9 protein-coding genes are annotated in these 13950 nt (G+C 62.9%); 6 read left to right on the top strand and 3 right to left on the bottom strand.

What is annotated here, in order from left to right; genetic code table 11:
• Window positions 1–2 precede the first annotated feature (2 nt).
• Window positions 3–5453: an alpha-2-macroglobulin family protein gene (locus ASD00_RS33565; RefSeq protein WP_057211381.1), complete on the bottom strand. Its 5451-nt coding sequence runs from the start codon at window positions 5451–5453 to the stop codon at window positions 3–5.
• Between the two features lie 156 nt (window positions 5454–5609).
• The gene (locus tag ASD00_RS33560) at window positions 5610–6275 is read right to left on the bottom strand and encodes a GntR family transcriptional regulator (RefSeq protein WP_057211239.1); all 666 of its coding nucleotides are present in this window, start codon (window positions 6273–6275) and stop codon (window positions 5610–5612) included.
• A 282-nt stretch (window positions 6276–6557) separates the two neighbouring features.
• Here ASD00_RS33560 and ASD00_RS33555 point away from each other — a divergent pair, with 282 nt between their 5' ends.
• Window positions 6558–7589, top strand: a complete 1032-nt coding sequence (locus ASD00_RS33555) for a proline racemase family protein (protein WP_057211237.1) — start codon at window positions 6558–6560, stop codon at window positions 7587–7589.
• An 11-nt stretch (window positions 7590–7600) separates the two neighbouring features.
• On the opposite strand, the gene ASD00_RS33550 is transcribed toward ASD00_RS33555, so the two are convergent.
• On the bottom strand, window positions 7601–8221 hold the full coding sequence (locus tag ASD00_RS33550) for a cupin domain-containing protein (protein ID WP_025428613.1): 621 nt from the start codon (window positions 8219–8221) through the stop codon (window positions 7601–7603).
• 230 nt (window positions 8222–8451) lie between these two features.
• Between ASD00_RS33550 and ASD00_RS33545 the strand changes: the two genes are divergently transcribed.
• The 5 genes from ASD00_RS33545 to ASD00_RS33525 all read left to right on the top strand — a co-directional run bounded on the left by ASD00_RS33545 (window position 8452) and on the right by ASD00_RS33525 (window position 13927).
• Entirely contained in the window at window positions 8452–10029 is a 1578-nt protein-coding gene (locus ASD00_RS33545) for an ABC transporter substrate-binding protein (RefSeq protein WP_025428614.1), read from the top strand.
• Window positions 10030–10094: 65 nt separating this feature from the next.
• Window positions 10095–11036, top strand: a complete 942-nt coding sequence (locus ASD00_RS33540; RefSeq protein ID WP_025428615.1) for an ABC transporter permease — start codon at window positions 10095–10097, stop codon at window positions 11034–11036.
• Window positions 11033–11902, top strand: a complete 870-nt coding sequence (locus ASD00_RS33535) for an ABC transporter permease (protein ID WP_025428616.1) — start codon at window positions 11033–11035, stop codon at window positions 11900–11902. The genes ASD00_RS33540 and ASD00_RS33535 overlap by 4 nt, the downstream gene beginning before the upstream one ends.
• Before the next feature lies 1 nt (window position 11903).
• Window positions 11904–12917, top strand: a complete 1014-nt coding sequence (locus ASD00_RS33530) for an ABC transporter ATP-binding protein (protein ID WP_025428617.1) — start codon at window positions 11904–11906, stop codon at window positions 12915–12917.
• Entirely contained in the window at window positions 12914–13927 is a 1014-nt protein-coding gene (locus tag ASD00_RS33525; protein WP_082523801.1) for an oligopeptide/dipeptide ABC transporter ATP-binding protein, read from the top strand. The genes ASD00_RS33530 and ASD00_RS33525 overlap by 4 nt, the downstream gene beginning before the upstream one ends.
• Window positions 13928–13950 lie beyond the last annotated feature (23 nt).

Below are 13950 nucleotides of genomic sequence, written 5' to 3'. Positions count from 1 at the left end.
GCCTATTGGGCTGCCAGAACCTCCATACGCCCTGTCGCGGTGCGCGCCGAGAACTGCGGCCGGTACATGTCTTCGACGCTTGCAGCAGGATGATCGTAGACACCGGGGTTCACCGCGCGGACGACATAGGCGAGCGTCAGCTCGCGGCTATCGCCGGTAGCGCGGTCGAAGGCGGCGACGAAGCGATCGTTGCGGAACTCGGTATGCGTCGCGGTAATCTCGCCGAGCCATTCGAAGTTCGTCAGCTGGGCGCTGTCGACCAGGCTCGGGTTATCGATCTGGAAACCGGCCGGCAAAAGGTCCGAAACAAGCACGCGGGACGGCCAATCGTTGGTTTCGGTGACCTTCAGCACCACGACATAGCGCTCGTTCTGCCTGGCCTGGCTGACATTAGCTTCGGCACCATCGAGTGTGTAATAAGTGCGCTCGATGGCAAAGCCGTCACCGCCGGCCGACAGTGGCTGAGCCGGGGCGGCAACCGTGGTGACCACGGCGGAGACGGCGTCCGCCCCCTCGTTCTTGATCACCACCGGATGAGACAGAAGCGCATCGCCGGGCATCCGCGCGGCGTAGCCGCCGGTCTTCGACGCGCCATTGACGTCAAGCAGCATGTCCTCGTCGCCGCCCTGAACGGCACGGGCGGCAAGCAGCATCCAGGCCTGTTCCTGCGTGCTGGTATATTTTTTCTGCTCCCATTGCCGCGCCACGATCTTCGACAGTTCCGGAATGATCGGCGGAACCGGACGGCTTTCGGCTGCCAGAGCCAGGACGGCCGCGTCGTCGCGCAGCGAAGAACCGTAGTCGGAACGCGACAGGCTGACATTGACGAGGCCGGTCGACATGTTGGCCGAGGACGCAAAGATCTCCTGTGACCGCTGGGCATCGCCGTAAAGCGCCAGCGCCGCTGCGACCTGAGCCTTGGCCAATGGCGTCGGGAAATCATTGATCAGCGTGTTGGCGTAATAGCGGATGTCGTTGACGGCGGCCTTGCGGTTGCGTGCGAGCACGTAGAGCGCATAGGCGATCTCGTTGCCGCGATCCTTGACATTGGTGTCATAGCCGAGGCCGTTCTGCAGGTTTTCCAGTGCCTGCACCATCGCTGCCTCAGGCACGTCGTACTTCTGTTCACGCGCGCGTGTCAGGAAGTCGGTGACATAGGCGTCGAGCCAGAGGTCCCCATAGCCCGGCCCCCACAGGCCGAAGCTGCCGGACGACGACTGGTTGGAGAGCACGCGGTAGATCGCTTCCTGCACCCGCTTGGTCACTTCGCCGTCATCGGGAAGGCCGGACTGCTTGGCCAATTCACTCATATAGAGAAGCGGCAGCGCCCGGCTCGTCGTCTGCTCGGTGCAGCCATAGGGGTAGCGGTCGAGCGCCATCAGGATGGCGGGAATGTCGAAGGCCGCAGACCGGGTGACGCTCAGCGAAACCGATGCGCCCTGGAGCACGCTGTCTGCCAGCAACTGGCCGTCGATCGTCAGGCTGCTGCCCGCCGCAAGGTTGACCACCTGTCGCTGCGTGACCGGCAGTGTGGCCGGGCGCACCGGAATGTTGAGCGCCTGTTCGAGCGAAAGTCCGGAGGCGCCGGTGAGCTGGACAGTAACGAGCCCGTCGCCTGTGTGTTGGCCGACCAGCGGCAGCGTCAGAACGGATTTGCCGCCCTGTTCGAGGCGTACCGTTTCGCTGGGGCCTGCCTGTTCCACCGTCACCGGTCCGTTGGTGGTCAGTTGTACCTGGTAGTCGCCGGCCGGAGCGTCGGTGTTGGCGATGTCGAGCCGCAGCTCGGCCCGGTCTCCCGGGGCGAGGAAGCGCGGCAGGCTCGCCGTCACGACGATCGGGTCGCGGATGACGACGTCGCGGACAGCATGGCCGACGCCGGACTTCGTCCAGGCGACGCTCATGATCCGCACCGTCCCGTTGAACTGCGGAATATCGAAGCTGACGGTCGCCTTGCCATCGGCGTCGAGCTTCACCGGACCTTCGAAGAACGCCACCAGCTTTTCGGTGGGCGGGCTTCCCTGCAGCGCGACCTGGCCGCCGTCGCCGCCGGTGCGCAATTTGCCGGTCGCCCCAAGCGAGCCATCGATCAAGCGACCGTAGAGATCGCGCATTTCAAGACCAAGCTGGCGCTGGCCGAAATACCAGGCGGCAGGATCCGGAGCTTCATAGCGGGTCAGGTTCAGGATGCCGACGTCGACCGCGGCAATCGTGACATATGCTTCTTCGTTGGCGCCGGCCCCTGCCACCTGCAGGCTGATATCGAGCGGCTTGCGCGGTTCGGTCTTTTCGGGCGCTTCGATGGCCACGGCAAGCTTGCGCTCGGCGGGATCGACGGTGAGCCACTTGATGCCAATCGCGCGCATCGGCATGCGGCTTTCCTGCGCGTCGCCAGGCCGATAGAGGGTCGCGGTGACATAGGCGCCGGCCCCCCAATCGGCGGTGACAGGTAAATCGACCTCGCCACCTTCGGCAGCGATCGTCGTGCTCTTTGTCGTGATCAGGCCTTCCGTGCCGACGGTCACCAGCAGTTCACCGGCAAAACGCGGTGAAACCTTGAGCTTGGCGGTTTCGCCGACGGCGTAGTTTTCCTTGTCGAGCGCGATTTCGAGGCCATCGGGCGTTTCGGTCGATGTCGATGCGACATACCAGCCGGCATCGAATTCGACGCTCGATGTCGGTCCGTCGAGGGCCGCCGTCTCGACTTCGAGACGGTAGCGGCCCCAGCCGACGGGCACGGCGATCTCGCCTCCATCGGCGGTCACGTCGAGCGTGCCGTTCGCAACCTGCTTGGTGGTGACCACTGGCTCGTATTTCCAGGCGGTTCCGTCGCGGTACCATTGATAGTTGCGCTCGACGCTGATCAGCTTCCAGAGCGCACCCGGCATGGCGGCCCTGGCACCGTCGGGGTCGATGGCGATCACGCGGAACTTGCCGACGGAGTTTTCCTGAAGGTCGCCCGAAAACTCGGGTTTGATGCCGATCATCGCGCCTTCCGGCTTTACCGGCAGCGTCAAGGATCGTTCGACGGCGCGACCGCCGGCCTCGCGCATCCGCACGGTGACATTGGCGTTGAGCAGTTGCGTCGTCGACGGCACTTCGCTCAAAGCCACGTCGAAGGTCGACTTGCCGTCGTCATCGAGAGCCGTCAGGTCCTCAAGCGGCAGACGCGTGTCCTCGCTCGCCTCTTCGTCGGCAAGGCCGAAGAAATATCCCTTGAAGGCAGCACTTTCGCGCGTCGGCTTCAGAACCACTTCGCCCTCAAGCTCGAGGCCGGCGGCCGGTGCGCCATAGAGATAGCGTCCATCGACCACGACTTGCACCGGTTCGCCGACAGCGATCTCCTTTGCTTCGCTCGTCAGATCGAACTCCGTGCGGTCCGGCACGAAATCGTCGACCAGAAACTGCTTCTCGCCGATCGGCGAGGCCTTGGGATCAGTGAAGATCTGCATCGTCCAGGTGCCACGCATGGCGTTTTCCTGAACATCGAGATCGAGCGTGTGGCCGCCGAGCTTGCCGCCGTCGCTGATCATCCTGCGGTATTCGACGCCGTCAGGGCGCAGGAACACGAAGGTGAGCGGCAGATTCTCGATCGCCTCGCCATTAACGTCTCGCGCAAGTGCAGACGCGTGCACCGTCTCGCCGACACGGTAGATGCCGCGCTCCGTCCAGGCGAGGACGTCGATGGCGCCGGGCGCCGCACGGCCGGTGACCCCACGATCCGACAGGTCGAATCCCGCCCTCGTCATGTCGAGGAAAACGAAGTCGTCTTCGCCGCTCTTGGCTGTGATCACGGCCGGGGTCAGGGCGGAGGTGCCGCGGATGAGACCAGCGGTGAAGGTGGCGCGGCCGTCGCCATCCGTCGTCGCCGTGCCGAGGATTTCGTTGTTCTTGGCGACCAACTGCAGCTCGACGCCTTCGATCGGCTTGGCGGTTGCGAGCGACCGGGCAAAGACGTTCAGGCCGTCGGTGCCGGCATAGGTCGACACGCCGATGTCGGAGACGACGAACCATTGGGTGGCACGGGCGTCCCAATCCTGGCTGAGGCCGGTTTCGGAGGCAGCGGTCAGCACGTAGACGCCGGCTTTGCGCTTCGGCAATGCTTCATCGACCGGGAAGCTGGTGACCACTTCCTTGTTGAGGACGCTGTCGATGGCGATCGAACCTTCCCAGACCAGTTCTCCGCTTTCGTCTTGAATGCGCTGGGCGCTGTAGCCGTCGATCTGCGTCAGGAACTGCGAGTTCTGCAGCACCTGCGCCAGGCTGCGATCGCCGATGCGGTAGAGCTTGAGCTTGGCGCTGTCGGTGTTGACGGAAACCAGCGGAATGCCGCGGCGCGCGGTCGAGGGCAGCACGAAGCTGTCGCCGGTAAAGCGCACGACCTGGCCGCGATCCTTGACGTAGACCTCAAGAGTGACCGGCGCCTCAAGCACTTCATCGACCGACGAGGGCAGGCCCGTGCGCAGCGTCAGCTTGTAACGCTGGCCATGCGACAGACCCTCAACGCAGATCTGGTCGCCCTTGGCTTCCACTGCTTTCGGGGCAGCGCCGTCTAGTGTGACGAAGGAGGCATAGTCGGCGCCGCTCTTTAGTAGCTGCTCCGAAAATTGCACGCAGGCGCGCGGCGAGGCGCTATCGGCATCAACGGTGTTTTCGATGACGCGGAAGCGCTTGCGTTCCTTCAGGTCGAGGTAGGCGGTCTCGACCGTTTTTGATTGCACCAGTTCGAGGCTGGCCTTGTAAGCATTGAGGGCGCCGCGGAAATTCTCGGCATTTTCCAGCGCCTTGGCGAGAACGGCCAGCGCATGGGCGCGGCTTTCTGCGGTCCGCGTCAGCTGATAGCCGTTGATCGCCGCAAGGGCGGCTTGCGTCGCGACATCGGTATTGCCGGTGACGCGATTTGCCGTGCGCGCCGTTTCAAGCCACAGCTCACTGTCATCAGGGGTGATCGCAAGCGCGCCCTGGAACGCCTTCAATGCACCGTCGATAATGCCCGATTCCGCCTGCGCCCGCGCCGTTTCGATCAGGCTGTTGACGCCGAAGCCCTGCTGATCATCAGCAAGCGAAAGGTTCGCCTTGGCGTCGCGTGCATCCTGAAGGATCTGGTCGGAGAGAAACGAGAGTCGCGGCGGCGCGCCGAGGTCCGGCTGCACGGCCTGCGCCTGGACGATCTTGCCCGCGATGGCGCCGGGGAAGTCGTTCAACTGATTGAAGTCGGACTTCAGGAAGCACCATTTCACCTTGGGATTGTAGGTGAATGCGCGGCAGGATTGGTCCGCGATGCAGGCGGTCTCGCACTGATCCAGCGAGACATTCTGTTCGGTTCGCAGATCGAAGCCGAAATAGTCACCATCCTGGGTGATCTCGACCTGGCGGCCGGTCTGAGCCGAAAAAGCCGGATATCCGGCGGCCAAAACAGAAACAAGAAGAGCGGAAAGGCCGAAAAACGCGCGCACAGACATAAGTCCTCCCAACGCAGCCGGTCTCGATAGAGCTTCACTTTTTCAAGGTTCCTGATGCCTTGTCAACCGCGGACGTTCAAGAGTTGGACGACAATTTACGCGAGAACGAGCAACATGTCCTAGTGAGGCGGCGTTACTGCGACAGGGCGCTTATCTTCTCTGCTCCTTCAGGAAAACGACGAGCGAACGGCCGGCGTCGAGGATGTGATCCCGGGTGAGCGACGATGCCAGATCGGCGTCACCTTTGGCGCAGGCAATGAGGATCGCCTCATGCTCGCGCGCTGCGCGCTTCATGCCATCCGTCAGCGTCAGCTGCGCGCGCAGATAACGATCGATACGGTCGAGCGAGGCGCGCACGATTTGCAGGTAGTAAGGCCGCCGTGCGGCCTCATAGAGGCTGTAGTGGAAGTTCCGGTTGGTTTCGCCCCACTTCGCCGAATCGGATTCCTTGCCGAACTCGTCGCAATGCCTGCGGGCGAGTTCGAGCGTCCTTCGATCCATATTGGGCACGGCAAGCCGGATCACCTCTGCTTCAAGAAGAGCGCGGAACTCGAAGATCTCCTCGATCTCTTCGATCGAAAGGCCGGCAACGACGGCGCCTTTGTAGCGTTGCGTCGTGATCAACCCGTGCTGTTCAAGGCGCGAAAGCGCTTCGCGCACGGGGATGCGGCTGGTGTTGAACATCTGGGCGATCTGGTCCTGCCGCAGGTTCTCGCCCTCGGCAAGCGCACCCTCGATGATCGCCTTGCGTAATGCCTCGTAGACGATATCGGCTGCGGAAGCGGCTTGCCTGACATCAACGGCATCGAGTTTCATCGCGTCTAAACCCCGGCGGCTTTGTGTCCCTGACAGTGCGGAAACTGCCGTGGTTCTGGTCATAGGTCCATTCTCTTGGTCGGGCAACAGAGGTCGCGGCTTTGCGCCAAAAATCGTATATTTCAGATTGTATATTGGATCCAATCTTTCTATGACTGTTTCCACGTTGGCTGCGGCGGCCGTTTGGTCGCCGAAAGAGAGCCGTTCTCTTGATCGTCGACGGGCAGATATCAAGGCATGGCATGTGGATGCGGTCCGCATGCATCGCGTGGAGGCGAGAAGATGCGCAGCAGCAAGGTCATTCATATTGTTTCCTGCCACGCGGAGGGTGAAGTCGGCGATGTCATCGTCGGGGGCGTTGCGCCACCGCCGGGCAAGACGCTGTGGGAGCAGCGACGCTTCATCGCCGAGGATCAGACCTTGCGCAATTTTGTGCTCAACGAACCGCGTGGCGGTGTTTTCCGCCACATCAACCTGCTGGTGCCGCCAAAGGATCCACGCGCGACTATGGGCTTTATCATTATGGAGCCTGAAGACACGCCGCCGATGTCCGGGTCCAACTCGATCTGCGTTTCGACCGTCCTGCTCGACAGCGGCATCGTGCCGATGCAGGAGCCGGAGACGAGAATGGTGCTGGAGGCGCCCGGCGGGCTCGTCGATGTCGTTGCCACCTGCCGCAACGGCAAGGCCGAGCGCATCACCGTCACCAACGTCCCGTCCTTTGCCGGCAAACTCGATGCCAAGATCGAGGTGGAAGGGCTCGGCACACTCACCGTCGACACCGCCTATGGCGGCGACAGCTTCGTCATCACCGATGCTCGTACACTCGGCTTCTCCGTGACGCCGGATGAAGCGCGCGAGCTTGCCGAAACCGGCATCAAGATCACGCGCGCAGCCAATGAGCAGCTTGGCTTCGCACATCCGGAAAATCCGGAATGGGCCCATATCTCGTTCTGCCAGCTGACGCTGCCGGTGGAAGAGCGCGATGGCGTCCTGCACGGACGCAACACAGTGGTGATCCAGCCGGCAAAGCTCGACCGGTCGCCGACCGGCACCGGCTGCTCCGCGCGGATGGCGGTGCTTCACGCGCGCGGCCAGATCAAGGTCGGCCAGCGTTTTGTCGGCCACTCGATTATCGACTCGACGTTCGATTGCCGTATCGTCGACGAAACCACCGTTGGCGGGCGCCCGGCCGTCGTCCCGGAAATCTCCGGCCGTGCCTGGGTGACCGGTACGCATCAGGTGATGCTCGACCCGGCCGATCCGTGGCCATCAGGCTACCGGCTGGCCGATACCTGGCCACGCAAGCAATAGGCCGTCAGACGCTATTGTTCGGCAATGATGCGCGTGGTGCCGACCCAGAGTTCACGGGCCGGCCCTGCGCCGATGTTGCGGGCGCGGTGCGGTAGCGACGAGGGGAAGTGCAGGGTGTCGCCCGCTTTCAGGACATACTCCTTGCCGTCGATCTCGTAGAGCATTTCGCCTTCAATCAGATAGAGGAAATCCTCGCCGTCGTGGCTGGTCAGCTCGGAAGCGTAGCCGGCCGGCATGTGGGTGATGCAGCCGTTGAGCTGGGCGCCGGGAAAGCCGCGCTCGAGCAGTTCATAGACACGCTCCTTCGTCTCGACATTGTAACCGCGGCGTTCGCCGGCGTGAGACACAATGGAATGGGCGTGCTGCGGCGGCTGCGACAGGAACGTATCGACGCTGGTGCCGAGCGCATTGGCGACATTGTAGAGCGAGATCAGCGAGGGGGTTGAAATACCTCTTTCGATCTGGCTGATGAAGCCCTCCGTGAGGCCGGCTTCACGCGCGACCTGCTTCATCGTCTTGCCGATTTCCTTGCGGCGGGCGCGCAGCATCTGGCCGATCGTTGCGGCCACAGGCATGTCGGTGAGGGGGGCGCCGGCGTCTGCCGCTGGCGCCTCATCGGTATCGAGAGGCATGATTTTCTTTCCGCTTGACTCGCGTCTATTGTTGTACTTTAGTCCAGCTAAAGTCGGTTATGCAAGCTGATCAACTCGGCTTAGTACCGCTTTAAAAAGGGGAACAACAAGAATGCCTTCGCTGCAATCCGGACGCAAAGGAAAACGTTCGGAAAAATTGGATCCAATATCCAATTGGTGTGAGGCGTCGTGCCGGCGCTAGCCGGTCGATCAAACAGGAGGAGTGAGAGATGAAACGTTTGTTGCCGATCTTACTGGGTGCCGCCCTTGGGCTGGCCGCGGCCACGTCTGCGCTCGCCATCGAACGTGGCGGTGCGATGACCTTTGCGCGTTATGACGATTCCACGGTCATCGATCCTGTTTATGCCGATCGCAACCCGGACCTCTGGATGGTCACCGGCCTATACGAAACGCTGCTGCGCAACGGCCCGGACGGTTCGATCGTTCCAGGGTTGGCCGAGGGCTATGACGTTGCTGCCGACGGGCTTTCGATCAAGCTCAAGCTGCGCGACGGACTGAAATTCTCCGACGGGTCGGCCCTGACCGGCGCCGACGTGGTGTTTTCCCTTGACCGGGCCCGCAATCCCGAGCTTGGCCCTTGGGCGGGTCTGCTTGGCGCCGTCGACAAAGTCTCCGCCGATGGCAATCAGGTAACGCTGGCGCTCAAGAACCCGGACCCGACCATCGTCTCTATCCTCGCAACCTTCAACACCGGCATCATGCCGCAAGCGGCCTTCGAGAAGGCGGCCGGCGCCAACGATCAGGAAAAGGCGCGTGCCTTCTTCGAGGCCGGCCCGGTCACATCGGGCCCATTCACGATGAAGAGCCGCGTGCAGGGCTCAAGCATGACCTTCGCACGCAATCCCAACTACTGGCGGCCCGGCACGGATGGGCAGCCGCTGCCCTATCTCGATCAGGTCGATTTCGTCATCATCCCAGACGATGCCACCCGCATCCTTAAGCTTCAGGCCGGTGAAGTTGATGCCGCGGAGTTCATTCCTTTCGCTCGCGTTGGCGAACTCAGCGCTGATCCGGCTCTGAAGATGGAGCTCTTTCCCTCGACCCGCATCGTCTACGCACCGATCAATACGCGCGAGACACGCAAGGACGGCTCCAAGAACCCGCTTGCTGATGTAAAAGTGCGGCAGGCGCTGAACTACGCCACCGACAAGAACGTGCTGATCAAGCTCGTCACTTTCGATACCGGCAAACCGATGACGTCGTTGATGTCGGCCGCCACCCAGCTCCATTATGGGCCTGAGCCGCTCTACCCCTACAATCCAGACAAGGCCAAGCAACTGCTTGACGAAGCCGGTCTCGGCGGCGGCTTCGAGGTGAAGTTTACGACGCTTGCCGGCAGCGCCGACGACGCGACCTTGTTCACCGCGCTGCAGCAGATGTGGTCGCCGCTCGGCGTTAATCTCAAGGTCGAACAGGTCGACAATCCGACCCGCGGTGAGAAGAACCGCTCCGGCGACTTCGACATCCACACCTATGGCTGGGCAAACGACGTCAACGACCCGGCGCAGGTGACCGGCTGGCTCGGCTACTACAAGCAGCGCCAGGCCGTGGGCACGGGCTGGAACAATCAGGAGTTCAACACGCTGTTCGAAGCGTCCAACATCGAGGTCGATCCGGCCAAGCGCAAGGACGAGTACAAGCAGATGCAGGAAGTCTATGCAGAGGGCGCGCCGCTGCTCTTCCTGTTCGAGACCCCTTTTGCCGTTGCCGTCTCGAAGTCGATCGAGGGCTACGTGCAGACGCCGCTCGGTGCGAACGACTTCTCCGAGGCCTGGCGGGCCAAGTGACGACAGCCTGAATTCATGATGTTGGGCGGCGAGAGCTGCCCGACATCGCTTACAAGGTTCAATCCATGCCCTCGTTATCCTATCTTCTGGCGCGGTTGCTGCAGATCATCCCGACCTTTCTTCTGGTGATGATCTTCATCTTCCTGCTCGTCCGGCTGCTGCCGGGCGACCCGGCCATCGCCATGGCCGAAGCCAAGGCAACGGACGCGCAACTTGAGCAGATCCGCCACAATCTCGGCCTCGATCAGCCGCTGCCGATCCAGTTTCTCGTCTTCGTCAAGAACACGCTGACCGGCGATCTCGGGCGTTCGATCATGCTGAAGGCGCCCGTGACCGAGATCATCCTCGCGCGCCTGCCGACCACGGTCTTCCTGGCGCTCTATTCCGTTCTGCTGGCGATCTGTCTCGCAGGGCCGCTGGCGTTCCTTGCCGCGTCGCGGGTCAACGGTCCCGTCGATGTTGCAATCCGCAGCGTCTTCCAGGTCGGGCTGTCCATGCCGGTCTTCTACATCGGCCTCGTGCTGTTGACGGTCCTCGCAGCCCAGCTGCGCTGGTTTCCGGTCGGCGGCTACGGAACGGGCTTTCTCGACAATCTTCATCACCTGATCCTGCCGGCGCTCAGCGTCGCGCTTTACACCTCGGCCATCATTCTTCGCAATCTCAGGGCCTCGCTGATCGAGGTGCTCGATGCCGACTACGTGCAGTTCGCCCGCGCCAAGGGGCTTTCGCGGCGCATCGTCATGACCCGGCATGTGCTGCGCAACGCACTGGTCTCCACCGTGACGCTGCTCGGCCTTTCCATCGGCAACCTGATGAGCGGAACGCTGGTCACCGAGACCGTCTTTGCCGTTCCGGGCGTCGGCCGGCTGATGCTGGAGGCGATCTTCGCGCGTGACTATCCGCTGATCCAGGGGCTCACACTCACCTTCGCCGTGCTGGTTTCCGTCGTCTTCTTGCTGACGGACATCGTGCAATCCTGGCTCGATCCGAGGCTTCGTCAGTCATGAGTATCGTCGTGCAATCTCCCATCCGTAAGGCGGGTCGCGTGCGCGCCTTCCTCGGCCGGGCCTTCTTACGACCGTCCTTCGTCATCGGCTTTGCGATCCTCGCGCTGTCGATCGCGCTGGCGCTGTTCCCTGGGATGTTCGCGCCCTACGATCCGCTTGCCTTCGACCTGAGTGCAATCCAGCAGGGGCCGAGCCTCGCCCATCCCTTCGGCACCGACAATTTCGGGCGCGACGTGCTCTCGCGCGTCATCTGGGCCTATCGCGTCGACATGCAGATGGCCTTCTTCGCCACGATCTTCGCACTTCTGATCGGCATGACGGTCGGAGCTTTCGTCGGCTATTACGGTGGCATCGCCGACACCATCTTCGGCCGCTGCGTCGATGCGATCATCACCTTTCCCTTCCTCGTTCTGGTCATCGCCATCGTCGCGGTGCTCGGGCCTGGCCTCGTCAACATGTATGTGGCGATCACCGCGGTGAACTGGGTGTACTACGCCCGTCTCACGCGGGCCGAGATCATGGCGCAAAAGGCCAATGATTATGCCGCGGCCGGCCGCGTGCTCGGTTATTCCGACCGACGCATCATCTTCCGGCATCTGCTTCCCAACGCGATCTCGCCGATCATCGTCTACTGGATGACCGATATGGCGCTCGCCATCCTGCTCGGCTCTTCGCTCGGCTATCTCGGCCTGGGCGCACAGCCACCGGCGGCCGAATGGGGCGTGTTGATCGCCGAAGGCCGCAACTTCCTGCTGACAGCCTGGTGGATGAGCCTGATGCCGGGCATCGCCATCGTGCTCACCGGCCTCGGCTTCAGCCTCGTCGGCGACGCGCTGGCCGATCTGCTTCGACCGAAAGGGCGCTGACATGAACCAACTCGAGAAAGAAACGGTTCTGGACGTCCGGCATCTGCGCACGGAATTCGGCCTGCCAGAGCGCCCTCTTGTTGCCGTCGACGATGTTTCGTTTCAGGTGCGGGCGGGGGAGATCCTTGGGCTTGTCGGCGAATCCGGCTCGGGCAAGAGCATCACCTTGCGCTCGATCCTCGGCATCGTGCGGCCACGCGGCCGCGTCGGCGGCGAAATCCTCTGGAAGGGCCGGGATCTGGTGCCGCTCGACGAGGGCGCGCTCAGACGGGTGCGTGGACGCGAGATCGCGATGATCTTTCAGGAGCCGATGTCGTCACTGAACCCGTTGTTGACCGTCGGTTTGCAGATATCGGAAAACCTTGCCGCCCATACCGATCTGGATGGGAAAGCCAGAAAGGCGCGCGCGATCGAACTGCTCGACATGGTCGGCATTCCCGCGGCGCGCAACAGGCTCGGCGATTACCCGCACGAGTTTTCCGGCGGTATGCGGCAACGGGTGATGATCGCCATCGCCCTTGCGTCCAACCCGAAGCTGCTGCTGGCCGATGAGCCGACGACGGCGCTGGACGTGACCATCCAGGATCAGATCCTACGGCTCATTCAGGCGCTCAGCCGCGACCTCGGCATGGCCGTGATCCTCGTCACCCACGACATGGGCGTGGTGGCGGAGACCTGCGATCGTGTAGCGGTGATGTATGGCGGCCGTCTTTGCGAGACAGGACCGACGGCTGATGTCATCGGCGACGCCCGGCATCCCTATTCCCTGGGACTTCTGCGCTCTATCCCGCGCGATGTCGCACCACGCACGCCGCTCTATTCCATCCCCGGAGCACCGCCGTCACTCAACGCCTTGCCGGCCGGTTGCGCGTTTACGGCACGCTGTCCCGTGGCCGGGCCGGAATGCCGGGATGTTCGCCCGAGCCTCGAAGCGATCGGACGGCTGCGCCAGGTCGCCTGCCACCACCGCGAGGAAGCCCTCGTTCATTTCAGCGCACGGGAGGCGGCGCAATGAGCCAATCGATGCAAGAAGCGGCCACGCCGCTACTTTCCATCCGCGACCTTTTCATGCGGTTCGAGAAGCGTCGCTCGCTGTCGGATACGCTTGCCGGTCGGCCGCGGCAGGTCGTCTCAGCGCTCAACGGCGTCGATCTCGACGTGATGCCGGCCGAAACGCTGGGGATCGTCGGCGAGTCCGGTTGCGGCAAGTCGACGCTTGCGCGCTGTATCGCCGGTCTTCACCGGCCGACATCGGGCGATATCCGTTTCGAAGGCGAGAGTGTCATCGACCTCAAGGGCGCCAGGCGACGCGGCTACAACAAGCGCGTCCAGATGATGTTCCAGGATCCCTATACCTCGCTCAATCCGCGCATGACCGTGCGCGATACTCTGCGCGAGGCGATCACTGTCCATCGCATGCGCGAGGGCGCCGGCGTCGACCGCCGTGTCGACGAACTGCTCGACCTTGTGCGGCTGCCTGATGGCGCAGCCGACAAGTATCCGCACGAGTTTTCCGGCGGCCAGCGCCAACGCATCGGCATCGCGCGGGCACTCTCGCTGGAGCCGACCTGCCTTGTTGCCGATGAGCTCGTCTCCGCGCTCGACGTGTCCGTTCAGGCGCAGGTCGTCAATCTGCTGCTGGAACTGCAGGACAATCTGGGGCTGACGGTGCTCTTTGTTGCCCATGACCTCAGGCTGGTGCGCCATGTCTCCCATCGCGTGGCGGTGATCTATCTCGGCGCCATCGTCGAGATCGGGCCGTCGGAGGCGCTGTTTTCCAAGCCGATGCACCCGTACTCGCAAGCCCTGCTGGCCGCGGCCCCGTCGCTCGACCCGACGGAGCGGCGCAGGGCGCCAGCCCTGTCGGGTGAGTTGCCGAGCCCGCTCGACATTCCGCCCGGCTGCCCCTTCCACGTCCGCTGCCCGCACGCAACCGAGCTTTGCCGCCGGGAAAAGCCGGCACTGCGGCCGGTCGGCAACGGCATGACCGCCTGTCACTTCGCCGAAACGATCGGCGGCGCGTGAAGACAAATATTCAATAGGGAAAG

The sequence above is a fragment of the Ensifer sp. Root31 genome (genome assembly GCF_001424825.1).
In the GTDB taxonomy this organism is placed as follows: Bacteria; Pseudomonadota; Alphaproteobacteria; order Rhizobiales; family Rhizobiaceae; genus Ensifer; species Ensifer canadensis.
Note: the sequence above shows the minus strand (reverse complement) of the source record. Positions and strands in the feature narration are given on the sequence as shown.